The organism is Microbacterium sp. M1A1_1b (assembly GCF_053345565.1).
Genome location: NZ_JBKFAJ010000001.1, coordinates 374,024 through 397,956, shown reverse-complemented (window position 1 = coordinate 397,956; position 23,933 = coordinate 374,024). Strand labels below are relative to the sequence as shown.

Annotated in this window: 21 protein-coding genes and 4 tRNA genes; 17 read left to right on the top strand and 8 right to left on the bottom strand. The window is 71.5% G+C overall.

Annotation, left to right across the window (positions count from 1 at the left end; translation table 11 throughout):
* Positions 1-20: 20 nt before the first annotated feature.
* Positions 21-653 carry a class F sortase gene (locus ACLBWP_RS01865; protein WP_447653796.1) on the bottom strand — a complete coding sequence of 211 codons (633 nt, stop codon included), beginning with the start codon at positions 651-653 and terminating at the stop codon, positions 21-23.
* A gap of 26 nt (positions 654-679) precedes the next feature.
* Entirely contained in the window at positions 680-1,525 is an 846-nt protein-coding gene (locus tag ACLBWP_RS01860) for a DUF4397 domain-containing protein (protein ID WP_243563349.1), read from the bottom strand.
* Positions 1,526-1,733: 208 nt separating this feature from the next.
* On the opposite strand from ACLBWP_RS01860, the gene ACLBWP_RS01855 reads away from it, so the two are divergent.
* The 13 genes from ACLBWP_RS01855 (at position 1,734) to csrA (ending at position 12,422) form a co-directional block, all read left to right on the top strand.
* On the top strand, positions 1,734-2,024 hold the full coding sequence (locus tag ACLBWP_RS01855) for a flagellar FlbD family protein (RefSeq protein WP_243563348.1): 291 nt from the start codon (positions 1,734-1,736) through the stop codon (positions 2,022-2,024).
* Between the two features lies 1 nt (position 2,025).
* Positions 2,026-2,871, top strand: coding sequence for a motility protein A (locus tag ACLBWP_RS01850; protein ID WP_447653795.1), 846 nt, complete (start codon positions 2,026-2,028; stop codon positions 2,869-2,871).
* 2 nt (positions 2,872-2,873) lie between these two features.
* Entirely contained in the window at positions 2,874-3,821 is a 948-nt protein-coding gene (locus ACLBWP_RS01845) for an OmpA/MotB family protein (RefSeq protein WP_243563346.1), read from the top strand.
* A gap of 89 nt (positions 3,822-3,910) precedes the next feature.
* Positions 3,911-4,789 carry a flagellar motor switch protein FliM gene (locus tag ACLBWP_RS01840; RefSeq protein ID WP_447653794.1) on the top strand — a complete coding sequence of 293 codons (879 nt, stop codon included), beginning with the start codon at positions 3,911-3,913 and terminating at the stop codon, positions 4,787-4,789.
* A complete protein-coding gene (gene fliN / locus ACLBWP_RS01835; protein WP_447653793.1) occupies positions 4,786-5,499 on the top strand; it encodes a flagellar motor switch protein FliN in 714 nt (237 codons plus the stop codon). Before ACLBWP_RS01840 ends, fliN begins: the two co-directional genes overlap by 4 nt.
* Positions 5,500-5,507: 8 nt before the next feature.
* On the top strand, positions 5,508-6,041 hold the full coding sequence (locus ACLBWP_RS01830) for a FliO/MopB family protein (protein ID WP_447653792.1): 534 nt from the start codon (positions 5,508-5,510) through the stop codon (positions 6,039-6,041).
* A 47-nt stretch (positions 6,042-6,088) separates the two neighbouring features.
* Positions 6,089-6,865 (top strand): flagellar type III secretion system pore protein FliP, encoded by a 777-nt coding sequence (fliP, locus tag ACLBWP_RS01825; RefSeq protein WP_447654245.1) that lies wholly within the window; start codon positions 6,089-6,091, stop codon positions 6,863-6,865.
* Positions 6,865-7,140 carry a flagellar biosynthesis protein FliQ gene (gene fliQ, locus ACLBWP_RS01820; RefSeq protein WP_056124776.1) on the top strand — a complete coding sequence of 92 codons (276 nt, stop codon included), beginning with the start codon at positions 6,865-6,867 and terminating at the stop codon, positions 7,138-7,140. The genes fliP and fliQ overlap by 1 nt, the downstream gene beginning before the upstream one ends.
* Positions 7,140-7,901, top strand: a complete 762-nt coding sequence (locus tag ACLBWP_RS01815) for a flagellar biosynthetic protein FliR (RefSeq protein ID WP_243563341.1) — start codon at positions 7,140-7,142, stop codon at positions 7,899-7,901. The genes fliQ and ACLBWP_RS01815 overlap by 1 nt, the downstream gene beginning before the upstream one ends.
* Positions 7,902-7,903: 2 nt before the next feature.
* Positions 7,904-9,097 (top strand): EscU/YscU/HrcU family type III secretion system export apparatus switch protein, encoded by a 1,194-nt coding sequence (locus ACLBWP_RS01810; protein WP_447653791.1) that lies wholly within the window; start codon positions 7,904-7,906, stop codon positions 9,095-9,097.
* Positions 9,094-11,148, top strand: a complete 2,055-nt coding sequence (locus tag ACLBWP_RS01805; protein WP_447653790.1) for a flagellar biosynthesis protein FlhA — start codon at positions 9,094-9,096, stop codon at positions 11,146-11,148. The genes ACLBWP_RS01810 and ACLBWP_RS01805 overlap by 4 nt, the downstream gene beginning before the upstream one ends.
* Positions 11,123-12,109: a hypothetical protein gene (locus ACLBWP_RS01800; RefSeq protein WP_447653789.1), complete on the top strand. Its 987-nt coding sequence runs from the start codon at positions 11,123-11,125 to the stop codon at positions 12,107-12,109. The genes ACLBWP_RS01805 and ACLBWP_RS01800 overlap by 26 nt, the downstream gene beginning before the upstream one ends.
* 46 nt (positions 12,110-12,155) lie before the next feature.
* Positions 12,156-12,422, top strand: coding sequence for a carbon storage regulator CsrA (csrA, locus tag ACLBWP_RS01795; RefSeq protein ID WP_243563337.1), 267 nt, complete (start codon positions 12,156-12,158; stop codon positions 12,420-12,422).
* Positions 12,423-12,503: 81 nt separating this feature from the next.
* Here the strand turns inward: csrA and ACLBWP_RS01790 are convergent, their stop codons facing one another.
* Entirely contained in the window at positions 12,504-14,630 is a 2,127-nt protein-coding gene (locus ACLBWP_RS01790; RefSeq protein ID WP_447653788.1) for an acyl-CoA dehydrogenase family protein, read from the bottom strand.
* 194 nt (positions 14,631-14,824) lie between these two features.
* Here ACLBWP_RS01790 and ACLBWP_RS01785 point away from each other — a divergent pair, with 194 nt between their 5' ends.
* On the top strand, positions 14,825-16,291 hold the full coding sequence (locus ACLBWP_RS01785) for a peptide MFS transporter (protein WP_447653787.1): 1,467 nt from the start codon (positions 14,825-14,827) through the stop codon (positions 16,289-16,291).
* A 172-nt stretch (positions 16,292-16,463) separates the two neighbouring features.
* On the opposite strand, the gene ACLBWP_RS01780 is transcribed toward ACLBWP_RS01785, so the two are convergent.
* The 5 genes from ACLBWP_RS01780 to ACLBWP_RS01760 form a co-directional block, all read right to left on the bottom strand.
* The gene (locus ACLBWP_RS01780) at positions 16,464-16,793 is read right to left on the bottom strand and encodes a hypothetical protein (RefSeq protein ID WP_243563334.1); all 330 of its coding nucleotides are present in this window, start codon (positions 16,791-16,793) and stop codon (positions 16,464-16,466) included.
* Between the two features lie 556 nt (positions 16,794-17,349).
* Entirely contained in the window at positions 17,350-20,730 is a 3,381-nt protein-coding gene (locus ACLBWP_RS01775; RefSeq protein WP_447653786.1) for an ATP-binding protein, read from the bottom strand.
* Positions 20,727-21,563, bottom strand: a complete 837-nt coding sequence (locus tag ACLBWP_RS01770) for a DUF4194 domain-containing protein (protein WP_447653785.1) — start codon at positions 21,561-21,563, stop codon at positions 20,727-20,729. Before ACLBWP_RS01770 ends, ACLBWP_RS01775 begins: the two co-directional genes overlap by 4 nt.
* The gene (locus ACLBWP_RS01765; protein ID WP_447653784.1) at positions 21,560-23,104 is read right to left on the bottom strand and encodes a DUF3375 family protein; all 1,545 of its coding nucleotides are present in this window, start codon (positions 23,102-23,104) and stop codon (positions 21,560-21,562) included. Before ACLBWP_RS01765 ends, ACLBWP_RS01770 begins: the two co-directional genes overlap by 4 nt.
* 143 nt (positions 23,105-23,247) lie before the next feature.
* Positions 23,248-23,320, bottom strand: a tRNA-Val gene (locus ACLBWP_RS01760).
* Between the two features lie 223 nt (positions 23,321-23,543).
* Here ACLBWP_RS01760 and ACLBWP_RS01755 point away from each other — a divergent pair.
* The 3 genes from ACLBWP_RS01755 to ACLBWP_RS01745 all read left to right on the top strand — a co-directional run bounded on the left by ACLBWP_RS01755 (position 23,544) and on the right by ACLBWP_RS01745 (position 23,882).
* Positions 23,544-23,615, top strand: a tRNA-Gly gene (locus ACLBWP_RS01755).
* Positions 23,616-23,697: 82 nt separating this feature from the next.
* Positions 23,698-23,771 (top strand) — tRNA-Cys (locus ACLBWP_RS01750).
* A gap of 36 nt (positions 23,772-23,807) precedes the next feature.
* Positions 23,808-23,882, top strand: a tRNA-Val gene (locus ACLBWP_RS01745).
* Positions 23,883-23,933 lie beyond the last annotated feature (51 nt).

Here is a 23,933-nt window from a genome sequence, read left to right as displayed (position 1 = left end):
GGTCGGGAGTCGGGGATCGGTCACTGCGGTGTGGCGGTGACCACGAGGTTGCTGTCGTAGTGGTGGGTGGTGGTGTTGAAGGCCCCGCCGCAGGTGACGAGCACCAGCCGCCGAGGTCCGTCCTGGTCGAAGATGCTCGCCCAGGGCACCCCGGTCTTGCGGATCAGGTCGACGCTCTGCACCTGGTAGCGGGTGGTCGAGCCATCGGCGCCGGTGAGGGTGATGACGGTGCCGCTCGGCACGTCGACCAGGTGGGCGAACGGGCCGATGCCGTACCCGACCGCGTCGACGTGTGCCGCGATGACGGTCGTCCCGGTGGTCGAGGTCGGTCCGGGGCCGAACTTCCACCACCCGGCGGTCGCGGGGTCCGCCGGCAGGGACATCGCGCCGGTGTCGTCGACCCCCTCGGGCTGCACGGGTTGGTCGATGGGCAGGCCGGCGACGGCGATCCGTGCGGGAGCGACCGTCGGTGCCACGTCACGCGGGAGTGCGGCGCTCTGCTGGGGCACCGCGGTGGAGAACGCCGACGGGACGGGAGTCGGTGTGCTGGAGGCCATCGCGGTCGGCAGCGGGTGCCCGCCGGAGGACGGAGCCACCGACGAACACCCGGTCAGGCAGGTCAGGGCGACGGCGGCGGCAAGGGGTACCGCCACCGCCGCCCCGACCCGGAGCCGCACGGTCAGCGCCGTGCTGCCCGGTCGCCTGCGCCACGACGACGCAGGACGACGACCACGAGACCGGCGAGCAGCACCGCTGCGCCGCCGCCGATCGCGAGCGGGGTGGTGCTGTCGGGACGGTTCGTCGCGACGAGTCCGGCGTTGCCGGCCGGAACGCCGTTCGGGTTGCCCAGGCCGGTGATGGTCTGGGTGGCGAGCGCCAGGTTCTTGTCGTTCAGGCTGCCCCACGCGTACACGATCGTGTCGGTGCCGGACTGCACGGCGACGTCCGCCGGGCCGATGACCGGGGCAGTGGTGCCGGTCGCTGCGACCGAGGCCGAGACGGTGCCGGCGGGGAGCACGAGCGCCTTCTCGTCCGGGTTCGACAGGTTGGACACCACGGCCTTCCCGCCCGCGAGCACGTCGACCGCGGGTGCTGCTGCGACGTGGCGGACGATGAGACGACCCTGACCGGCGGGGACGGCCGAGGTGTCGTTCGTGAAGACCGTGGCGGTCGGGGTGCCGTCGGCCTTCAGGTGCGCGACGGCGGTGTAGTTGCCGCCGGCGGTGAACGAGACGTCCGCCGGGCCGATGATCGGCTTGGAGTCGTCGGTGGCGTCACTCGCCGTGATGGCCAGCGTGTGCGCTCCGGCGGGGACCATCATCGGGCCCGCGAGGGTGCCGGGCTTGAAGTCGTCGATGGCGCGCTTGCCGTCGAGGTAGACGTCCACGGTGGTGTTCGGGACCGCGTGCAGGACGGAGAGCGTGGCGTCGGACGTCGCCGCGGACGCCGTGGCCGTCGGGACCGCGAGCGCGAGGGCTGCGAGCAGGGCACCGGCGCTGATGCCGGTGACGAGGTTCTTCCGCATGGTGTTCCTCCTGGTGGTGGGTTCGGGGACGTCGTCGTCGACGCCCCACTACCCCCACTACCGGCGCACCACCCTGATCGGATGCACCCGGTCGTGACTTACGGCGTGGCGGTCCCGGCCGATAGAGCGCACTGACCACCCACGGACGGGCGGCCAGCAGGACCTGCCCCACGGACGGTGGCGGGACGACACACCAGGGACGGACCAGATGATCGTCGTCACACGACTCAACGACAGTGCATTCGCTGTCAACCCCGACCTCGTGGAACGCATCCAGGAGACGCCGGACACCACGCTCATCATGGTCGACGGGGCGAAGTACATCGTCCGCGAGTCCATGGCCGAGGTCATCGACCGGATCGCCGCGTACCGCGCCCGGATCGTCACCATGGCGTACGGCACGGACGTCGGCACCGCCACCGGCCCGCAGCCCACCCTGGCCGCGGTGGCCCCGCTGCACGCCGCTCCGGCCCCGCGCTCGCTGGACGGGGGGCGCTGACGTGGACATCGCGACGATCATCGGGATCCTGCTCGCCTTCGGTGCCCTGTTCGGCATGATCGAGATGGAGCACGTCGAGCTCGGCGGACTGTTCCTGCCGGCCCCGATCCTGCTCGTCTTCGGCGCCACCATCGGCGCCGGGGTCGCGAGCACCACGCTCAAGGACGCCATCGCGAGCTTCAAGGCCGCACCGAAGGCGTTCACCGGCAAGGTCACGCCGCCCGCCGCGGTCATCGACGACGTCGTCGGCCTGGCCGAGGTCGCGCGGTCCAACGGCCTGCTCGCCCTCGAACAAGAGGCGGACAAGCACGACGACCCGTTCATGAAGAGGGCGCTGCAGAACATCGCCGACGGCACCGACGGTGACGAGCTGCGGATCCTGCTGGAGGACGAGATCGAGTCGAACGCGGCACCGATGCGCAGCGCGAGCTCGTTCTTCATGGGCCTGGGCGGCTTCGCCCCGACCGTCGGGATCATCGGCACCGTCGTGTCGCTGACCCACGTGCTGGCGAACCTCGGCAAACCCGACGAACTGGGCCCGCTGATCGCGAGTGCGTTCGTCGCGACGCTCTGGGGCCTGCTCACGGCGAACTTCATGTGGCTGCCGATCGGCGGCAAGCTCCGCAAGCTCGCGCAGCTGGAGTCCGACCGGCAGACCCTGCTGATGGAAGGACTGCTCGCGGTGCAGGCCGGCAGCCAGCCGCGCCTGCTCGGGGAGCGTCTGAAGGCCATGGTGCCGCCGGCCGCGCGGAACGAGGCGGCGGCCGGCAAGGGCAAGGCGGGCAAGGGCAAGGCCGGCAAGGGCGGCGGCAGCGCCGACGCCGACGACGAGCAGCTGGCGGCCTGACGATGAGCGCGAACCCCCGCGGGCACGGACGCGGTCGCGGCGGCCGCAAGAAGGGCGGCCACGACGACGCCGAGCACCCCGACGAGCGGTGGATGGCGTCCTACATGGACATGATCACCGTCCTGATGTGCATGTTCCTGGTGCTCTTCGCGATGTCGACGGTGGACCAGCAGAAGTACATCGCGCTGAAGAACTCGTTGGCGACGGGCTTCGGCGAGGTCAAGACGGCCAAGATCGACACGGCCAGCGGTACCGTCGTCAAGGCCGACCAGGTGAAGGACGGCAAGGGCTACTCGACGGACGACGCGAAGGCCGACCACTCGACCGCCGCGTCCGGCGCGAAGGACACCAACGTCGACCCGGCGTCGACGGCGGTGCCGGCCACGGCCAGCAAGCAGGACGTCGCGGCGGCCACCAAGGAGCTCGACGACCTGAAGGCGATCCAGAAGGCCATCACCGGCAACCTCGACAAGGCCGGGCAGACCGCGAACGTGCAGTTCACGGTCGACTCCCGCGGGCTGACCGTGCGGCTGGTCGGCAGCGAGACGTACTTCGGCACGAACAGCGCCGACCTGTCCGCGCAGGCGAGGACGATCATGGACGCCATCGCCCCGGTGCTCAAGGGCGCCGGCCACGACGTCAGCGTCGAGGGCCACGCCGACCAGCGGAACTCGACCGCGCCGTACGCCACCAACTGGGAGCTCAGCGCGGCGCGGGCGACCGGGGTGCTCCGCGACCTGGTCGAACGCGGCGGGATGCCGGGGGAGCACGTGCAGAGCGTCGGCTTCGGATCGAGTCGCCCGCTGGCCAAGGGCGCGACCGACGCCGACAACGCCCTGAACCGCCGGGTCGACATCGTGGTGCTGTCGAACCAGGACCAGGACGTCAGCGCGCTGATGCCCGCGCTGGCCCAGGCACAGGACACGGCGAACGGGAGCACGACCGGGTAGCCCGGGCGACGACCCCACCACCCGGACGACGGCCCCACTCCGGGGTACAGCACTGACGGGTGGCACTCAGGGGACCGATAGGCCCCTCCGTGACCGACATCCTGCCCGCGCCCGAGGTGTACGACTTCGCGCGCCCGTCGACGCTCGCCCGCGAGCACGCCCGGGTGCTGGAGCTCGCCTTCGAGACGTTCGCCAGGCAGTGGGGCACGCAGCTGACCGCCAAGGTCCGCGTCGTGAGCCAGGTCACGAGCGAGCAGGTCCAGATGATGACGTACGACGAGTACGCCGCATCGCTGCCCGCGCTCACCGGCATGGCCCTGCTGCCGATCGCCGACACGACCCCGAAGGGCGTGCTGCAGGTGCCGCTCGACGCCGCCCTGACCTGGGTGTCACACGCGCTCGGCGCCGCGAAGCCGCTGCCGACGCCCGACCGCACGTTCACGCCCATCGAGCAGGCCCTGGTGCGCAAGATCGTCGAGGACGCCCTCGACGACCTGCGCTACTCGTTCGGCGGGTTGCTGGTCCACGACGTCACCGTCGGCGCATTCCAGTACAACTCGCAGTTCGCCCAGGCCGCCCAGAAGGGTGACCTGATGATCGTCGCGTCGTTCAGCATCCGCGTGGGGGAGCGCATCGCGCCCGGCACGCTCGCGCTGCCCGCCGAGACCGTCCTGCCGCAACTCGGCGAGACCGCCGCCACCGTCACCCCGGCCGACGCCCGCGCCCTGCTCGACGCGCAGCTCGCCGGGGTCCCCGTCGGCGTCTCGCTGCGACTCGCGCCCGCGTCGGTCCTGCCGTCCCAGGTCCTCAGCCTCGCCGTCGGCGACGTGCTGCCGCTGCCGCACCCGCAGCACCGCCCCCTCACCATCGCGGTCGACGGCGAGCCCGTCGGCACCGCCGCCGTCGGCGCGAACGGCTCGCGCCTCGCCGGCATCGTCGTCACCACCACATCGGAGCAGCCCGCATGACCGCCACCACCACCCTCCACACCGCGGCAGCCGAGGCCCTCGCGCTCCAGCTCCCGACGGCCGCGCCACTCGGTGCACGGGTTCTGACGGGAGGCGCCACCTCCGCCGTCCTCGAGGCTGCGGTCGACGGTGTGGTCGCGTCCTTCGTCGGCGGCGTGTCCGCAGACATCGCCCTGGTCCTGACCGACCTGGGCACGATCACCGCCGCCGGCGGCACCGACCACGGACTGGTCGACGTCACCGACGTGCTGCGCCCCTCGCTCGAGGCCGCCGCGTCCGTCCTGGGCGTCGGAGTCCTCGGCGATGCTCGCCGCGAGTCCGCCGCATCGCTGTTCGCCGACCCCGAGACCGTCGTCTTCGAGCTCACCGCGGGCGGACAGCCGAGCGGCTGGTTCGGGCTGCGGGTCCGCCAGAACGGCACCGTCGGCGCCCCCGCCGCGCAGCCGGTCACGAGCATCCCGGCCGGCAACCTCGGCCGCATCAACAACGTCGAGATGACGCTGACCGTCGAGATCGGGCGGACGCGGATGTCCGTCCGCGACGTGCTCGGCATGGAACCGGGCGCTGTCGTCGAGCTCGACCGCTCCGCCGGGGCACCCGCCGACGTCTTGCTGAACGGTCGGCTCATCGCGCACGGCGAGGTCGTCGTCGTCGACCAGGACTACGCCGTCCGCATCACCAAGATCCTCGACGTCGCAGAGAGCCTCTGAGCCCGGCTGTGGACACGCTCGTCATCGCCCTCCGCGTCGCGCTCTCGCTCGGCGTCGTGCTCGCCCTGATGTGGGTGCTGCACCGACGCGTGTCGAAGGGGCAGTTCGGCGCGGGGAAGAAGACCCGGGGCCGCCGCTCGGCGTCGGTCGAGGTCGTCGGCCGCCAGGGCATCGGCGGCAAGGCGAGCGTCGTCGTGGTCGACGTCGAGGGCGAGCGGCTCGTGCTCGGGGTCACCGAGGCCGGCGTCAGTCTGCTCACCAGCGGCGCCGCACCGGCGCCGGAGCTCACCATCGTGACCGGTCCCGTGACGCTGCCGGTGCGTCCGACCCCGTCGGCCGAGCAGTTCCGTCAGGAACTGGACCGACAGTCCCAGGCCGCGCCGGGCCTCCCGTCCGACGCGGCGGAGCCGCTGCCCATGCGCCCCCGCAACCGCGACCGCCGCACCGCCGTGCCGGCCGCCACCACCCTGCAGGGATCGATCCTGTCTGCCGGCACCTGGCGCCAGGCCGCCGCTGCGCTGCGCTCACGGCGGGCCGGGTGACCGCCGCGCGCGGCCGCGTCCTGCTCCTCGCGATCCTCGGGGTGGCCATGGTCGCCGGCTTCCTCATGCTCACGGCGACCGGCGCGCACGCCGCCGGGGTCGTCCAGCCGACCGCTCCCGCGACGCCCTCCGCACCCGCGGGGCCCGCGACCGGCGGCTTCAACGTCAACGTGAACGGGCCGGACGGCACCCCCTCGTCGGCGGTCGTCACGCTGATCGGCATCACGCTGCTGAGCATCGCGCCGGCGCTCATGCTCATGATGACGTCGTTCACGAAGATCTTCGTCGTCCTGGCGATGACCCGGAACGCGCTCGGCCTGCAGTCGATCCCGCCGAACCAGGTCATCGCGGGACTGGCCCTGTTCCTGTCGCTGTTCGTGATGGCACCGGTCATCGGGCACATCAACGACGACGCATTGCAGCCCTACCTGGCCGGACACCTGGACTTCCAGCAGGCCGTCGACATCGGCACCAAGCCCCTGCGCACGTTCATGCTGCACCAGACGCGCGAGGAGGACGTGGCGCTCATCACCCGCGCCGCCGGCCTGCCGAACCCGAAGGACCTGGACGCCGTCCCGATGACGACCGTGATCCCGGCGTTCATCATCTCCGAGCTGCGCAGCGCGTTCATCATCGGGTTCGTCATCTTCATCCCCTTCCTGGTCATCGACCTGGTCGTGTCCGCGGCGCTGATGTCGATGGGCATGATGATGCTGCCGCCCGTGATGATCTCGCTGCCGTTCAAGATCCTGCTGTTCGTGCTCGTCGACGGGTGGGGGCTCATCATCAAGTCGCTCATCGAGAGCTACCAGGTGGTGCACTGATGGACCAGCAAGCGGTCATCGACCTGGTGCTCCAGGCCCTCATCGTCGCCGGCAAGCTCGCCGCCCCGGTGCTCGTCACGTCGCTCGTCGTCGGGTTCGCGATCTCGCTGTTCCAGTCGGTCACGCAGATCCAGGAGGTGACGCTGTCGTTCGTGCCGAAGGCCCTGGCCGTCGCCGTCGCGCTGGTCGTCTGCGGCAACTGGATGATCTCCGAGATGATCGGGTTCACGCACTTCGCGTTCGACCAGATCCCGAAGCTGCTCGGGGTGGGCTGATGGAGCTCGCCATCGACTTCAACGCGCTCGAGGGCACCATGCTCGCGGGTGTGCGCATGATCGCGTTCTTCATCATCGCGCCGCCGTTCTCGTACAAGGCGTTCCCGGCGACGGTGAAGCTCATCCTGGCGCTCGGACTGGCCATCGGGGTCGCCCCGAAGGTCACCGCCGGGTACGTCGCGCTCGACACCGGGGCGTTCCTGGTCGCGCTCGTCACCCAACTGGTCGTCGGTCTGGTGCTCGGGTTCCTGGTGTACCTGGTGTTCGCCGCCGTGCAGTCCGCCGGTGCACTCATCGACCTGTTCGGCGGCTTCACCCTGGCGCAGGCGTACGACCCGCAGTCGCAGGTGAACGGCGCCCAGTTCACGCGGTTGTTCCAGATGGCGTCGCTCGCGCTGCTGTTCGCCAGCGGCGGCTACCAGCTGATCGTCGGTGGGCTCGTCCGGTCGTTCGACGCGGTGCCGCTCGTCGACGGTGCGTTCCGGATGGACGGCGTCGCGTCGATGCTCGTCACCGCGCTGTCGCAGATGTTCCTGTCGTCGCTGCAGATCGCCGGTCCCCTGGTCGTCGTGCTGTTCCTGGCCGACGTGGGCCTCGGCCTGCTGACCCGGGTCGCCCCCGCGCTGAACGCCTTCCAGATGGGCTTCCCGATCAAGATCGGGCTGACCGTCATCTTCGCCGGGGCGCTGTTCATGGCGCTGCCCGCCGTCGTGTCGAGCCTGACCGGAGACGCCGTGCAGGCGATCTCGGGGCGGGGGTGAGCATGTCCGACAGTGGTGAGAAGTCCGAGAAGGCCTCTGACAAGCGGATGCGCGAGGTCCACAAGAAGGGCCAGCTCGGCCGTTCCCAGGACCTCGGCGCGTGGATCGGCATCGCCGTCGCCGCGCTCATGGTCCCGTCGACGATCGGCCGCGCCGCCGCGGCCGGGCAGTCGCAACTCGACGGCGTGCGGGTCGTCATCGCCGATCCGACTATCGGCACCATGCGCGGGGTGTTCGACGACGCGATGGGCTCGATCGGCGCGACCATCGGCCCGATGCTGCTGGTGGTGCTGGTCGGCGTCGCCGCGGCCGCAGTCGCGCAGGGCGGCGTGCACTTCCGGTCCCTCGCCCCGACGCCCGAGCACTTCGACCCCGTGCAGGGCATCAAGCGGGTGTTCGGCACGCAGGCACTGTGGAACGGCGTCAAGGCCCTCGTGAAGACCGTCGTCGTGGGCCTGGTGCTCTGGACCGCGGTGCAGGGGCTCGTCCCCGTGCTCATGACCAGCGGCTCGCTGCCCCTGACCGCCGTGCTGTCCGCCGCCGGCGAGGGCGCCGGGACCCTGCTGCGCGCCGCGATCGCCGCCGGCCTGGTGCTCGCCGCGCTGGACGTCTTCGTCGTGATCCGCCGGAACCGCAAGCGCACGATGATGACCAAGCGCGAGGTCAAGGACGAGAACAAGCAGTCCGACGGCGACCCGCTCGTCAAGGGCCAGCGGCATTCGCGCCAGCTCGCGATGAGCCGCAACCGGATGATCCAGGCGATCCCCGGAGCCGACGTCGTGATGACGAACCCCACGCACTACGCCGTCGCACTGACGTACGAGCCGGGCAAGTCGGCACCCCGCGTCGTCGCCAAGGGTGCCGGTCCCGTCGCCGACATGATCCGCGAACGCGCGCTCGAGGCGAGGGTGCCGATCGTCCGCGACGTACCGCTCACCCGGGCCCTGCACGCCGCGTGCGAGCTCGGCCACGAGGTCCCGGTCGACCTGTACACCCCGGTCGCCCGCGTGCTGTCGTTCGTCATGACGCTCAAGGCCGCCGGCACCCACGCCGGCACCCACGCGCCACCCAGGCCCACCACCCCGGACGAGGTCGCCACGGTCATCGACCCGGCCACCCTGACCGGGGACCTCCGGCCCCGCCGGCTCCGGCCCGCCCGTCACCAGCCCGAACCCACCCAGGGAGTCCCCGCATGAACCGCAAGGACCTGCCGAAGCTCGCCGTGCCGATCTTCATCGTCGGCATCATCCTGCTGCTGATCCTGCCGGTGCCGTCGTTCCTGCTGGACTTCCTGATCATCTGCAACATCCTGCTGGCGCTGGTGATCCTGCTCACGACGCTGTTCGTGAAGAAGCCGCTCGACTTCTCGGTGTTCCCGTCGCTGCTGCTCGTCGCCACGCTGTTCCGGCTCGGGCTGAACGTGGCGTCGACGCGGCTCGTGCTCGGCGAGGGCTTCGCCGGCGACGTCATCCAGGCGTTCGGGCACGTCGCGGTGTCCGGGTCGATCATCATCGGCGCGGTCATCTTCCTGATCCTGATCGTCATCCAGTTCGTCGTCGTGACGAAGGGTGCCGAACGTGTCGCCGAGGTCGGGGCGCGCTTCACCCTCGACGCGATGCCGGGCAAGCAGATGGCGATCGACGCCGACCTGAACGCCGGACTCATCACCGACGAGCAGGCCAAGGAGCGCCGCGCGGCGGTGTCCGCCGAGGCCGACTTCTACGGCTCGATGGACGGCGCCTCGAAGTTCGTCAAGGGCGACGCCATCGCCGGCATCCTGATCATCGTCATCAACCTGATCGGCGGCATCGCGATCGGCATGCTGCAGAACGGGCTCTCCGTCACCGACGCCCTGTCGAAGTACGGCATCCTGACCATCGGCGACGGCCTGGTCACGCAGATCCCCGCGCTGCTGATGGCCGTCTCGACCGGCATGATCGTCACCCGCTCGGGCGCCGAGTCCGACATGGGTTCGTCGGCGGCCGACCAGCTCGGGCAGTCGAAGAACGCGCTGCTCATCGCCGGCGTGGCAGCGATCGCGATGGGCTTCATCCCGGGCATGCCGATCCTGGCGTTCCTGCTGGTCGGCGGCACGCTGCTGTTCACCGGGTGGAAGATCGGCCGGAACGCGCAGCGCGCCGCCCAGGCCGCCGACGCGCAGCAGGCCCTGGCCGCGGCGGCACCGTCCGGCGACACCCCCGAGGACCTCATCGAGCAGATGCGGGTCCACGCGCTCGAGATCCTGCTCGCCCCCGACCTGGTCGACATGGTGTCGGGTGCGTCGGACGACCTGCTCGGCCGCGTGCGTGCCCTGCGCCGCAAGATCGCGCTCGACATGGGCGTCGTCGTGCCGCCCGTGCGCACCCGCGACAGCATCGAGCTGCCGCCGTCCACCTACGCCATCCGCATCGCGGGCGTCGAGGCCGGCCGCGGCACCGCCCCCGCACGCAGTGTCCTGGCGCTCGGCGACCAGCTCGAGGGCCTGCCCGGTGACGCCACCGTCGAGCCCGTGTTCGGTCTGGCGGGCAAGTGGGTCCCCGCCGAACTGCGGTACGCCGCCGAGATGACCGGGGCGACCGTCATCGACCGCGTCTCCGTGCTCGTCACCCACCTGCAGGCGGTCATCGGTGACAACGCCGCCCGCCTGCTCACCCGCGAGGACGTCAAGGTACTGACCGAGGGGGTCAAGCAGGTCAACCCCGCCGCGGTCGAGGAACTCGTCCCCGGCATGCTGTCGATGGCCGAACTGCAACGCGTGCTGCAGGGGCTGCTGGCCGAGCGGGTGCCGATCAACGACCTGGGCCGCATCTGCGAGGCGCTGACCCTGCGCGCGAAGGTGTCCACCGACCCGGAGGGCCTGGTCGAGGCCGCCCGCGCCGCCCTCGGCCCGGCGCTGCCCGCACGGCACCTGGACGACGGCGTGCTGCGCGTCATCATGATCGACCCGCTGCTCGAGCAGTCGATGCTCGAGGGGCTCCGTCCGTCCGAGCAGGGATCGCAGATCATGCTCGACGCGCACCGGATCGAGCAGGTGCTCGGCTCCGTGCGTGACGCCGTCCGCAGCGTCGAGGAGCAGGGGCTGTCCGCCGTGCTCGTCTGCGCACCGCAGCTGCGTCCCGCCGTGCACCGCATGGTGTCGGCCCAGTCCAACGGCCTGTCGGTGCTCTCCTACCAAGAGGCGACCGCCGCGGGCTCCACCATCGAGACCGTGGGAGTGGTCCGTGCCGCCGACCCGATTGCAGCGTAGCGCCGCGACGCTCGAGGGCGTCCGCCAGGCCGTCCGCGCCGAGTTCGGGCCGGGCGCCCGCATCGTCAGTGCTGAGCGGGTCACCACCGGCGGCATCGGCGGCCTGTTCCGCAAGGCCCACGTCGAGGCCACCGTCGAGGTGCCCGCGCCGTCCGACCCGCCGGTCGCGCGGGTCGCGATCGCCGACGGCCCGGTGCAGCGCATCGGCATCGCGGCGCTGCTGGCGGACGCCGAGGAGACCGAGGCGCGCATCGCGGTGGCCGACGGCACGTCCACCGCGCGCGCCGACGCGTTCGCGTCGGTGCTCGACGGCTTCGTCGCCGACGGGATCGCGCCGACACCGGCGCCCGCGCTGGTCGCCCTGGACGCCCCTGGTGCGTCCGATCTGTCGGACGTGGGATCGCCCGTGGGTGGCGAGCCGGGCCTCCCGTCCGGTCCGCTGGCCGGTCCGCCGGCCGGTGCGTCGTCGGGTCTGCCGTCCGACCGGCCTGGAGGCGCGTCCACGCTCGCCGACGTCATCGCACTCGTGCCGCGCCCCGCGCCGGCCGCGGTGCGGGCGCCGGTGCCGGCGGTGCTGTCGGCCGACGGCGACCTCGTGCTGCTGGTCGGGCGGATGCGCGACGTCGACGCGGCCGCGGGGGCGTTCGCCGCGCGCCACGGACTGCGCGGCACCGATGCCCAGGACCGCCGCGCCGGGATCCTCGCGCGCGCCGAGGGGGTCCGCGAGGGCCACGCCCTGCTCGGGTTCGCCGGGTGGGACGACCGCGCCGCGCTGGCCGGACTCGTGCCGGACCAGGTGTGGGTGGTCGTCGATGCGGGACGCAAGCACGAGGACAGCCTGGCGATGGTGACGGCCGTCGTGTCGGCGGTCGACGTCGCGGGCATCGTCGCGATCGGCACGTCGGAGACCGCGACGCCCGACACCGTGCACGCGCTCGGGCTGCCGGTGCACGTGCTCTGACGTGCCGTTGCGGCGATCGGTGCCCCGCGGTGGTTAGGCTGAGCGGGTGCTGGTACTCACGCGGAAGGTCGGCGAGCGGATCCTCATCGGTGACGACATCGTCATCACGGTGCTCGACTCCCGGGGGGACGGCGTGCGCATCGGCATCGACGCACCCCGCGGCGTGAAGATCCAGCGCGAAGAGGTCGTCCGTGCCGTGACCGAGGCCAACGTCGAGGCAGCGCAGGCCGCTGACGTCGACGCCGAGGCGCGTCTGCGTGCCGCGCTGGGTGGTTCGGTGGGGACTTCGTCGTCGGCGTCAGAGGACCACTGACGCGTCGCATCCCCTGACGGACATCGCGCCCCGGAGGACCGGGGCGCGATGTGTGCGTCGGGGTGCGATGCCGCCGCGGTGCTACGCGCGGGGCTTCTTCTCCTGCTCGGGCAGGCGTCCGGCGGCCCGCTCGGCAGCGAACCAGGCGTGTGCCTCGTCCTGCCGGGCCTGCTCCTCGCCGAGGGCGATCGGTGCGCGGACGTGTCCGGGCTCGTAGCCGAAGGTGTCGAGCAGCTGCGGCACCAGCGGGCGCAGGCGGGCGATGAGCCGGTCCATGTACGCCGACACCGCGCGGGCACGCTGCGCCGACAGGCGCCCGTGCATCAGGTACCACTCCAGGTGCGACTCGAGCAGGCCGAGCGCGAACAGGTCGCGCAACCAGACGAGCACGCGGCGGGTGTCGCCGGGCGCGACCTCGTCGATCGCCGCGGTGAACGCGTCCCACTGCATGAGCTCGGCGTGGGCCTTCGCGGCCTCGATGAGCTCGTGCTGCGAGCGGTTCAGCAGCTTCGCGGCGCGGGCGCGGTCCTTGCCCGCCGTCGCCAGACGCATCCCGATCTCGGTCACCATCGAGTCGACGCGACCGGCCAGCAGCTCGCGCTGCACCGACGGGTCGCGCAGGTCGGCCACGCTGGCGGCAAGTGAGCCGCGGTCCTTGGCGGTCTGCCCGAGCCGGCGGATGCCCGACGCGTCGGCGAGCTTCGCCCCCACCTGCGCCGCGACGAACTTCGCCGTCGACGTGGCGTCCCGCGGAGCGCGCTTCCGGAAGTCGGTCAGCAGCCGCTTGCCGACCAGCTGCAGCAGCACGGTGTTGTCGCCCTCGAACGTCACGTAGACGTCCAGGTCGGCGCGCAGGCTGGTCAGTCGGTTCTCGGCCAGGAAGCCGGCGCCGCCGCAGGCCTCGCGGCACTCCTGCAGGGTGTCGAGCGCGTACCAGGTCGACATCGACTTGAACGCTGCGGCCTGGGTCTCCAGGTCCTCGCGGCGCTCGGGGGTGTCGAGCCGGCCGCTGAACACGTCGTCGAAGGTGCGGAGCAGCTGCTCGTGGGCGAACGACTGCGCGAACACGGTCGCCAGACGCGGGATAAGTCGCCGCTGGTGCCGGCCGTAGTCGAGCAGGACGCCCTCGTCGCCGCCGTCGGTCGGGAACTGCCGGCGCTGCATGGCGTACGTCAGCGCGATCTGCAGCCCGATCTTCTGCGCGACGACCGCGGCGCCGTCGAGCGACACCCGGCCCTGCACGAGCGTGCCGAGCATGGTGAAGAACCGGCGTCCGGGGGAGTCGATCGGCGACGAGTAGGTGCCGTCCTCGGCGACGTCGCCGTAGCGGTTGAGCAGGTTCGTGCGGGGGACCCGGACGTGGTCGAAGTGCAGCCGACCGTTGTCGATGCCGTTCAGGCCGCCCTTGACGCCGTCGTCCTCGCCGCCGACACCGGGCAGGAACGCCCCGTCGTCGTCGCGCAGCGGGACGTAGAACGCGTGCACGCCGTGGTCGACGCCGCGGGTGACGAGCTTGGCGAACACGACGGCCGCCTTGCCGTGCAGGGCCGCGTTGCCGATGTAGTCCTTCCACGCGCCGCGGAACGGCGTGTGCACGACGAACTCCTGCGTGTCCGGGTCGTAGGTCGCGCTCGTGGCGATGCTCTGCACGTCCGAGCCGTGGCCGGTCTCGGTCATCGCGAAGCAGCCGGGGACGTCGAAGTCGATGATGCCGGGCAGGAACTCGCGGTGGTTGCGCTCGGTGCCCAGGTGGTGGACGGCCGAGCCGAACAGGCCCCACTGCACGCCGGCCTTGATCTGCAGCGACGGGTCGGCGGTGGTCAGTTCCTCGAACGCGGCCAGGTTGCCGCCGTGGTTGTCGTGGCCGCCGAACTCCGGCGGGTACGGACGCTGGATCGCTCCGGCCTCCTGCAGGATCCGGAGCTGGTCGAAGGCGCGTGCGCGGTGGTCGGCGTTGGTGAGGCCCTCGACCTTGTGCAGCGCGGGGTCGAGCACGAGCTTGCGCGAGATGCGACGGTCCTCGGCCCAGCGGCCGAGCAGGTGTTCGGCGAGCAGGTCGACGTCGATGTGCAGGTCGGCGTCCGTGCCGGCGACCGGGGTACCGGCTGCCGGGTCGCCCGCAGCGTCGGCCTTGGGTGCGCCGGCGGCCGGTGCGCCGGCGGCCGTCGTCGCGCGCGTCGGACGGGTGGTGGGTGCGGTGTCGACCATGGGTGTCCTCCTGAACAGCGGTGTTGCTCCTGCCAACGCTAGGCGCGGTGTCCGAGCACCGCATGCGAGCGGTGTCTCGCCGACAACGCGCGGCGGTCACGTCCGCGGGAGACTCGTGGGAACCCTCCAAGCCCATCGCTGAGCGTCCCTCAGCGAGTGGGCGCGACCACGGCTCGGCGGGCACACTGGACCGCATGTCACGTACCACCGCGTCCGAGCCGCCCACGAAGCGCGAACGGACCTTCTTCGGCCAGCCCTTCGAGCTGTCCACACCGTTCGCCGTCGAGCTGTGGGAGCGGTTCTCGTTCTACGGCATGCAGGGCATCGTCCTGCTGTACATGTACTACACGGTCTCCGAGGGTGGCCTCGGCATCGACCGCACGGTGGCGGCCGGCATCATGGGGGCCTACGGCGGTGCCGTGTACCTGTTCACCATCCTGGGCGCCTGGATCGCGGACCGGTTGATCGGTGCGGACCGGACCCTGTTCGGCAGCGCGATCGTCGTGATGGCCGGACACATCGCCCTGGCGCTCATCCCCGGTGTCGCCGGGGTCGGGGTCGGCCTGGTGCTCATCGCGGTCGGGTCGGGTGGCCTCAAGGCGACGGCCACCACGATCGTCGGCAGCCTGTACACGAAGGACGACCCCCGCCGTGACGCCGGGTTCTCGCTGTACTACCTCGGCGTGAACATCGGCGCCTTCTTCGGTCCGATCCTGACCGGGCTGCTGCAGAGCTCGCTCGGCTTCCACTTCGGGTTCGGTCTCGCCGCGGTCGGCATGGCTGCGGGTCTGGTGCAGTACGGCATCCGCCGCCGCAACCTCCCCGACGCCGTGCACCACGTGGCCAACCCGCTCGACCGTCGCCGCTACCCGGTCGTCGCGATCGGCGTCGTGATCGGCCTGGCCGTCATCGTGACGGCGGTGCTGACCGGTCTGCTCAACGTCGGCAACCTGCCCACGGTCGTCGTCGCGATCGTCGTCGTCGCCACGATCGGGTACTTCGTCGTCATCCTGACCAGCGGCATCACCCGTGACGAGCGCTCCCGCGTGCTCGCGTTCATCCCGCTCTTCATCGGCAGTGCCGTGTTCTGGTCGCTCTACCAGCAGCAGTTCACCGTCGTGACGATCTACTCCGACCAGCGGCTCGACCGGTCGATCGGCACGTTCGAGATGCCCGTGTCGTGGGTGCAGTCGATCAACCCGATCATGATCATCATCCTGTCCGGGGTCTTCGCCGCGCTGTGGACCCGACTCGGCGACCGTCAGCCGTCCACCCCGACCAAGTTCGCGCTCGGCACCGGCATCATGGGCATCGCGTTCCTGCTGTTCCTGCCCTTCGTCGGCACCGGGCGGAACGGCACGCCGGTCCTGGTGCTGGTCGGGATCCTGCTCGTGTTCACGATCGCCGAGCTGCTGCTGTCGCCGATCGGGCAGTCCGTCGCCACCAAGCTCGCACCGCCGAAGTTCCAGACGCAGATGGTCGCGCTGTTCTTCCTGTCGGTGTCGCTCGGCACGGCCGTCACGGGTGTGCTGTCGAAGTACTACGACCCGAAGCACGAGGCGCCGTACTTCACCGTCCTCGGGCTGGTCGCCGTGGTCGTGGGGGTCGTGCTGCTGGTCATCGCCAAGCCGGTGCTGCGTCTGATGCGCGGCATCCGGTAGCCGTTCCGGTAGCCTTGACACCGCCACGTCGGCCCCGAGACCTCAGGAGACAGACCATGCTCGAACTCGTCGGAGCGATCATCATCGGAGTCGGCGTCCTGGGTGGCGTCGGCACGTGCATGGCCCTGGGCGCCATGGCCAAGAGCGGCTCCGAGGACTACTAGGCCCGGGCCTACTCGGCCCCGGACCGCTCGGGTTCCACCGGGACCAGTTGACGACTCAGGACGGTCGCGCGCTCGAAGGGGCCGCGGCCGTCCTTCGTGTACACGGGCTCGTCGAACGCGACGGTCCACGACAGGGGCTCGCCGACGCCGGGGTACCCGACGATCTGGTTGCCGCCGGGAGCCACGATCAGGCCGATCGGCTCGGCGCTGCCGTCGGACTCGACCCACTCCTCGCCGCCGTCCGACACCGACACGATCCGCACGAGGGCACCGATCCCGAGCGCCCCGCGAGGCTGATCGGCGCCGGGGTCGGGTCGCCGCTTCCGGTTCCACATCACGCCCGTACCGTACCGTGCGCGCCCGACGACGACCCTGGGCCGAGCGACCGACATCACGCGTCCCTTCCTCGAGTCGACTGGTCACGACACCCCGAGCGCCACCCGTCGGCTGGTCGCAGAACGTCGGTGTGGGCGCCGCCCACCGACGGGATGTGACCACTCGGCGGACCTGAGCGGAGTGTCGTGACCAGTCGCGCGCACGCGCACGCGGCCGCCGGCGCCCGGGCCCGACGGAACGCGACCACCTGGCGCACGTGAGCGGAGTGTCGTGACCAGTCGCGCGCGTCGGACCGGGCCCACCACCGGGCGGGAGGCTCGGGGCGGCCGGGCCACGACCCTCCCGTCCGGCAGTGGTCGCGCCCCACCCGCGCCAGACCGCCGTCGACTGGTCACGACACCCCGAGCTCCGCCCGTCGGCTGGTCACAGAAAGTCGGTGTGGGCGCCGCGCACCGACGGAACGTGACCACTCGGCGCACGTGAACGGGGTGTCGTGACCGGTCGCGCACCCGCCGCGCACCCGCCATGCGCCCGCGCACCCACACCCGCACCCCGGCGTCAGGCCGGCACGGGCTCCGTCCGCCGGATCTCGGTGATCGACGAGTGGCCCGTGTCGGGGTGCTTCCGCATCGACAGCAGACGCTCCATCGAGGGCTCCAACGCCGTGACCTTGTCGAGCGGCGCACTCACGACGAGCTGGAAGCCCAGCCGGAGCCAGGCCGTGACGGCACGCCCCGCGAACTCGGAGTCCGCCTTGATGAACGCCTCGTCCAGGAACACCGGCGCGAACCGGGGCCGCGGGCGGGTCTCGTCGCCGAGCTGGTACCGCAGCGCGGCACCGACGATGAACGCCACGAGCTCCTGCGTCTCGCCGCCGGACTTGTCGCCGAGCGACGAGTACACGCCCAGGTCGTTGCCGTCGGTGTCGTACCGCACGGCCGTGATCTCCATGTGGCGTCGGACGTCGAGCACGGCGTCGCGCTGGCTGGTGCCGGATCGACGCGGCGCCGACGGGTCCTGCCGGATGACCGCCATGAACCGTCGGAGTCGCCGGAAGCGGGTCTCGAGCACGTCGTCGGTCAACTCGGTGTCGACCGACGCGGACAGGGCCCGGAGTTCGCGGCGGAACTGGGTGACGTCCTCGCGCGTGACCCGGCGGATGACGATCTTCAGCCGGTCCCGGTTCGCCCCGAACGGCAGGTCCCGCAGGATCTCGTTCACCGGCTCGAGCCGCTCCTCGATCGAGACGTAGGCACGATCGAACGCCCCCGCGAGCGGGACCAGGTCCTCGCCGCTCCACTGCGACAGGCGCCGGCGCCACTCGCTGCGGCGGGCGTGCAGGCCGGTGGCGACGATGTCGTCGAGGATCGCGCGGTAGTCCGGGTACGACGCGACGCCGGTGCCCAGGTTCGGGTCGGGCCACGCGTCCTGGTAGCGCTGGAACGTCATGGTCAGCGCGTTCGACGCCGATGCCGCGCCGTCGAGCGCCTGGGAAAGCCGTTCCTCCAGCCGACGTCGGAGCCGCTTGGTCGCGTCGTCGAAGCCGTCGACCCCGTCGGGCGCGCCGACCTCGTCGAAGGTCTCGGCGAGCAGCTGCTCCTGCTGCGGGTCGGGCGTGAGCGCGGGGGAGTCCTCGAACCGTGCCAGGATCTCGGCCGCGGCGTCCTGCCCGTCGACCAGCACCGCGTGCCGCTCCTCGAGCCGCTGCACCGTCAGGCGGGCAGCGGCGCGACGGTCGGCCGCCTCGTCGAGCGAGGTGCGCAGACGGGCGACGGAGGCCCGCAGCGCGCGCAGTCCGTCGTCCGCGGCCAGCAGGGCCTCGCGCTCGGTCGACAGGCGTGCCAGGGACTCGTCGACGCCGGTCAGGTCGATCGCCTGCCACGTGGTGTCCACCAGGTGCTGGTGTGCGGCCCGCAGCTCGTCGAGCGCGGTGAGGTCCTGCGCGACGTCGGTGCGACGGGCTTCGAGCGTGGCGAGGTCCGCAGCGATCGCGGACAGCTCGGCCTCCACCGCGACGACCCGGGCCTCGTTCGTGAAACCGATCACGTTCGCCTGACGTCGGTCGCCGTGCGCGCCGCGCTTGCCGTCACGGAGCTGGCCCGCTTCGGTGACCCGTCGTCCGCCACCGCCGAGGTCTGACGCGGATGCCACGCAGCGGGCGTCGATCCGGTCGGACTCGATCCGCGACCGCACCCACGTGCTGAACGGGGACTCCTTGACGGCGAGCTTGCCGGACACCATCGCGGGGTCGCCGTCGATGTCCAGGTGCGGACCCGACGGCACGCCCTCGAACTGCACGCGGACGGGGATGCGCACCGCGTCGATGGCGGCACTGAAGGCGTCGAGGCGGTCCTGGTCGACCAGCAGCGTGCGGGCGACGGGGGCCAGGACGGACTCGATCGCCGTGCGCCAGCGTTCCTCGCCGGGCAGCACGTCGAGCAGCTCGGCGACGAACGGCAGGTCGTCCGGATCGATGCCGGCGGCCTGGGCCATCGCGACCCGCGCTTCGTGCATCGGCAGCGGCATCGCCCCCTGCCGGTGCTCGAGCGACTGGCGCTCCTGCCGCAGGGACCGTTCGCGGTCGAGCAGCGGGTACTCCTCGCGCGTCAGTGCGTCGCGGCGGGTGTCGAGCGCGGCGCGGGCGTCGGCGTAGGTGCCGAGGAACTCGTGCGACGCCCGCTGTCCGGCGGTGAACGCCGACTCCGTGGTGAACGTCCCGAGGACGGCCGTGCGCTCGTCGAACGACGCGCGGGCACGCTCCACCGTGGATCGCTCGCGCGTGCGCCGGTCGATCCGGTCCTCGAGCTGGGCGAGCGCGTTGCCGCCCGAGTCGCGCAGCCGGCTCTCGGCCTCGCGCAGTTCGATCTCGACCGCGGCGTGCCGGGCGGACGCGGCCTCGACCTCGGCGCGCGCGGCCGTGCGGGACCGGGCGTTGCGGTCGACCTCGTCGTCGAGCAGTGCCCGCTTGCGGGTGGCGGTCCAGTGCGCGAACGGCGACACCTCGGAGCCCGTCGCGATGCCGTCGAGGGCGGCTGCGGCCGAGCGGGAGCGTTCGATCTCCAGGTGCAGCTCGGTGATGGGCGACAGGATGCGGACCTTGCGCTCCTCGGTGTCCATCGCCTCGTACGCCTCGTCGAGCGCCGAGAAGTGCGCGAGCGCCCGGTCCGCTGCCTCGTACGTGGCGGGGGTCTCGAGCACGAGCGACTTGTAGAGCGAGTCGACCGTCGGCATGTGCTGCCCGGCCTGGATGCGCGCGAGCAGCCGCATCGCCCGGTTGCCGCCGCCCGAGTCGCCGATCCCGAGCCGGGTCTGCAGCGTGTACGCCAGCTCGTGGTAGGTGTCGCGGATGACGAGCCCGGGGACCCGTCCGGTCAGCTCGAGGTGGCTGAACCGACCGGGCACGAAGTCCTCGAGCCGGCGCAGGTCGAAGTCGTCGTCGACCGTCGCCATGGTCATCTGGATGTCCCCGACGCCGCGCGCCCGCTTCGGCACGACGTACGCCCGCAGCACGGTGAAGCGCCGTTCGTCGTCGTTCCGGAAGGTCACCGCGACCGCACCCCACGTCATGCTGTCGTCGCCGCGCAGGTTCACGTCGCGCAGCGCGCCCGACTCGGGGTCACGCCGGGTGTCCACCTTGCCGCGCAGGTACGTCAGCAGGTTGCGCTGGTCGGCGCTCCGGGCACGCCCGGTGGTCGCGTCGTTCGAGGCGCCGTTGAACGGCACGTCGGACGGCATCATCACGGCCAGGTAGGCGTCCATGAGCGTCGACTTGCCGGTGCCGCTCGCGCCGGAGATCAGCGTCGCGGTGCCGGAGAGCTCGACCTGACGGTGGCCGTGGAAGCCGCCCCAGTTGACGACCTGCATGGACTCGGCGCGCCACTGCGCGACGGTGTCGAAGAGCGCCGGCATGCCGGCGGTGTCGAGCCGGTGGTCGCTCACGCCTGGTCCTCGTCTTCCTCGGTCGTCGTGTCGGCTTCTGTGTCGCTGTCGCTGTCGGACAGGAGGCCCGGCTCGGCTCCGTCGAGCGGCCCCATCGGTCCGCTGGTCGCGTTCGCCAACCACTGATCGAGCTCGAGCAGCCGCTCGAGCGGCAGCAGGACCTCGACGACACTCGCGATGCGGAAGCGGTCGGGGTCGGTCGTGCGCAGCAGGATCCGCGCGGTGACCAGGCGCTCGACGGCCTTCGCCACGCGGCCCTCGTCACGGGTGCGGTCGGTCGCGGTGGCCGGACGGAAGCCGGCCACGTGCCCGAGGATCTCGGACCGGTCGACCACGACCTGGTCGGGACCGGGCCGGGCGTCGGCACGCAGGCGCATCCGCAGGTAGACCAGCACGATGGTCTCCTCGCGGGTGTACGGCACGTCGCGCAGGAGCGTGGGGAAGGTCCGGCGCTGGCTCTCCGAGCGGGCCTGACGCTTCCACGCCACCTCGCGGTCGCGGTCGACGTGCAGTTCGAGGAACAGGTCGTTCAGACGCGAGCGCAGCTGACCTTCTGCGTCGAGGACTGCACGCCACTCGTCGGCGTGGGTGCGGGCGCTGACGTACGAGTGCCGCAGCAGGGCGACGAAGGCGCGGCGCTGGGGCTCGTCGAGCCGACCCTCGTCGCCCTCGAACAGCGCGAAGCTCGAGTCGTCGCGCTCGTCCGCGACCAGCGGGACCGACGCGTCGTCGTCGAAGGGGTCCACGCCGTCGAACCGGTCGGTCTCGTCCGTCGTGGTGTCGTGGGTGGACGCGGCCGTCTCGTCCACGTCGGTCGACGTCGTGTCGCTCACCGGGCCTCCTGGGTGGTGTCGTCTGCCGTGGTTTCGTCTGCCGAGGTGTCGTCTGCCGGACGCACGCCGAGCAGGTCGGCGGTCGGCATGGTGAAGGTGACCGTCGTGCCGTCCGGCCGCACCGTGACGTGCGGGACGGTCGTGTCGGCGGTCTCGAAGTCGGGGCGGCCGGTCAGCAGGTGCGCCAGGCCGAACAGCTCGACCGGTCGGCGCTGGTCGGCCGGCAGGGCGTGGAAGGCCGCTGCGCTCGTGCCGGCCGTGCCGCTGGCGAGCACCGCACGGAGCTCGGCGAGCAGGGGCCCACCGTGGCGCCGGAGCGACTCGACGTCGAGGTCGTCGAACACGTCGTCGTCGGGTTCCTCGATGGGTGGCGGGACGGCCTCGGCGTCGGGGTCGAACAGGCGCTCGCGCAGGGTGCCGACCTCGGCGACCGGGGGGAGCAGTTCCAGCGGGACGCGGTCGCGCGCGCCTCCGGCGTCCATGAGGGTCGCGAGTCGGCGGTTCACGCTGCGCAGGACGGCGTCGAGTTCGCGGTCGCGCACCACGTCGTGGGCGACGATCTGGTCGCGCAGGGTGCCGGTGAGCAGGCGTCGCTGGGCCAGGACGTCCTCGATGCCCTGCCGGAGGATGGCCACCGTGTTGCGGAAGGCACGACGTTCGGTGCCGCTCAGGGACTCGGCGAACGGGTGGGCCAGGATCGTGGTGATGTCCTCGCGCAGACGCAGCAGCAGGGCGTCGTCGCGGAGCAGTTCGAAGGCGCCCTCGAACGCGCGGCCCTCGGGCGTGGCCTGCATCAGGGTGTCCGTGCGCGCGAGGTAGTCGTCGAGGATGTCGCCGATCGGGCGGACCTCGTTCCGGAAGTCCTCGACGATCTGCCGGTGCATCGTCGCGACCGCCTCTTCGACGCGCTTGAAGTCGCTCGGCAGCTGGCGGATCAGGTCGGTGATGTTCGTGTAGCCGTCCCGCATCCGCTCGTCGTCGACCGCGGCCGGTTCGTCGCCGCTCGCCAGCCGGTCGCGTTCGGCCTGCAGCTCGGCGATCTGCGCGTCGAGCCGGCGGATCTGCACGTCGGGGTCGGGCTCGGCGCGGGCGGCCCACCGGTGTACGGCGTCGACGATCATCGCCAGACGGCTCTCGCTGATGAGTGCCCGGTCCGAGGACAGGGCGTCGACCAGGCTCAGGGCCTCGAGGGCGTGGCTCGTCAGCGAGTACTGCTCGTCGCCGTCGGGGGAGTTCGAGCGGACGAGCCACTGCGCGGTTACCCATTCGCGGCAGAGCGCGCGGCCGTTCGCCCGGGTGCCGGACGGTTCGTCCGGCTGCGTGTCACCCGCGGGGACCCGGGCGCCCGTCGCCTGCAGCCGGGTGACGTGCTCCTCGACCTGCAGGTGCATGCGCTCGGCGGGGACGTACTGAACGTCGCGGTCGAACACCGTGCGGAAGACGGCGAGCACCACGGCGCTGGTGGGGCGGGACATCAGCCGGAGCGTCGGACGGTCGAGCACCGCGCGGACGCGGGCGTACTCCAGGTCGACGTCGGTCATGCTGCCCTTGCTGGTCTGTGCTGTTCGGGTGCCGGGATGCGAAGAGCCCGACGCGCTGGCGTCGGGCTCTTGGACTGCGGATGTTCCGCAGCGAGGGTGTTCTACAGGCACTGCTGGTGTTCTTCAGGCAGTACATGGGTACGTGGGCGATACCAGACTCGAACTGATGACCTCTTCGGTGTGAACGAAGCGCGCTACCAACTGCGCCAATCGCCCCCTGCACTTGCGTGCGGATCGATAGTAGCGGATGTCACGCGTCGTGCCGAACCAGGCGCTCTGCTCGCGCGCGTCGCAGACCCTCCGGAGGCCCCGTTCGGCGTGAACTCGGGGGACACGCCCGGTGAACGGGAACGATTTTGGCGAAAGCGCCCGGAGTCGGATAAGGTTCATGAGTCGCCGCGAGAGCGGGTCGACACGGATGTGGCCTCGGTCACGTCTTGCGGATGTGGCGCAGTGGTAGCGCATCACCTTGCCAAGGTGAGGGTCGCGAGTTCGAATCTCGTCATCCGCTCGAGTACCGGTTCCCTCGGGGGCTGGTTTCTCACCAGAGGGTATCCCACCGTTCGGGTACTCACGGAGACGTGAACCTCGATGGTGGGGTGGCCGAGAGGCTAGGCAGCGGCCTGCAAAGCCGTCCACGCGGGTTCGAATCCCGTCCCCACCTCCAGCAACACCCTCCAAGGCTCTGCCCCGCAGAGACTCTGGGCGATTGGCGCAGCGGTAGCGCGCTTCCCTGACACGGAAGAGGTCACTGGTTCGATCCCAGTATCGCCCACCAGCACGAACGCCCCGGCAAGTCCACCAGGACCGGCCGGGGCTTCGTCGTTCG

Excerpts from the sequence above, each read along its gene's own strand:
- ACLBWP_RS01860 (WP_243563349.1), bottom strand. The coding sequence starts at position 1,525 with ATGCGGAAGAACCTCGTCACCGGCATCAGCGCCGGTGCCCTGCTCGCA.
- ACLBWP_RS01855 (WP_243563348.1), top strand. The coding sequence starts at position 1,734 with ATGATCGTCGTCACACGACTCAACGACAGTGCATTCGCTGTCAACCCC.
- ACLBWP_RS01845 (WP_243563346.1), top strand. The coding sequence starts at position 2,874 with ATGAGCGCGAACCCCCGCGGGCACGGACGCGGTCGCGGCGGCCGCAAG.
- fliN (WP_447653793.1), top strand. The coding sequence starts at position 4,786 with ATGACCGCCACCACCACCCTCCACACCGCGGCAGCCGAGGCCCTCGCG.
- fliP (WP_447654245.1), top strand. The coding sequence starts at position 6,089 with ATGGTCGCCGGCTTCCTCATGCTCACGGCGACCGGCGCGCACGCCGCC.
- fliQ (WP_056124776.1), top strand. The coding sequence starts at position 6,865 with ATGGACCAGCAAGCGGTCATCGACCTGGTGCTCCAGGCCCTCATCGTC.
- ACLBWP_RS01815 (WP_243563341.1), top strand. The coding sequence starts at position 7,140 with ATGGAGCTCGCCATCGACTTCAACGCGCTCGAGGGCACCATGCTCGCG.
- ACLBWP_RS01810 (WP_447653791.1), top strand. The coding sequence starts at position 7,904 with ATGTCCGACAGTGGTGAGAAGTCCGAGAAGGCCTCTGACAAGCGGATG.
- ACLBWP_RS01805 (WP_447653790.1), top strand. The coding sequence starts at position 9,094 with ATGAACCGCAAGGACCTGCCGAAGCTCGCCGTGCCGATCTTCATCGTC.
- ACLBWP_RS01790 (WP_447653788.1), bottom strand. The coding sequence starts at position 14,630 with ATGGTCGACACCGCACCCACCACCCGTCCGACGCGCGCGACGACGGCC.
- ACLBWP_RS01785 (WP_447653787.1), top strand. The coding sequence starts at position 14,825 with ATGTCACGTACCACCGCGTCCGAGCCGCCCACGAAGCGCGAACGGACC.
- ACLBWP_RS01765 (WP_447653784.1), bottom strand. The coding sequence starts at position 23,104 with ATGACCGACGTCGACCTGGAGTACGCCCGCGTCCGCGCGGTGCTCGAC.